We start from the raw sequence: 525 nt of genomic DNA on the forward strand, positions 1-525 counted from the left end.
CCTATGGGAGCTGGTAAATCGACGTAGTTTTAGCTCGCCACTCAGCGGGCTTTCGCTATCCGGTGATGGGTTCCATTCCCACAGCTCATTAATACACCCACCACGGACGGGATCCGCGTGCAGCATCCCCATGTCCCCGACTAGAAGTCACGATTATGCGAACACCATGGATCTTGTTAGGAGTTTTGTTTCTCAGCGGTTGTCAGGCTTCGGGTCTCTCTTGGGGGCGCTCGGACCCGGATGCCGGGCCGTGGGCGCTGGGTTTTGTCACGCCTTATGCAATGTGGGGCTGGGTAGAGGATAGCGCCACCGTAGATGTCGATGGGGATTTTTACCGTCGAATTGGCAGTGGGGCTTCCGAAGGTAGGAAAAATGGTACTCCTGGAGCTAGTGGCTGGCTGGTGACAGGAGGAGGCAACGAAAGAGATGTAAGAGATGCAAAACTGCCGGTGCGTATCTATGTGCGCTGGCAATCGGTGGTTGAACCGCAAACCTATCAGGGTTGGATCGAGATACCGGAAAGTG

1 protein-coding gene is annotated in these 525 nt (G+C 55.2%); it reads left to right on the plus strand.

Annotation, left to right across the window (positions count from 1 at the left end):
- Positions 1–155: 155 nt before the first annotated feature.
- The coding region (locus tag HYI44_RS29200) for a DUF2931 family protein (RefSeq protein ID WP_225571217.1) at positions 156–525 on the plus strand (370 nt) is incomplete at its 3' end.

The organism is Pseudomonas sp. Y24-6 (assembly GCF_020295325.1).
Taxonomy (GTDB): Bacteria; Pseudomonadota; Gammaproteobacteria; order Pseudomonadales; family Pseudomonadaceae; genus Aquipseudomonas; species Aquipseudomonas gregormendelii.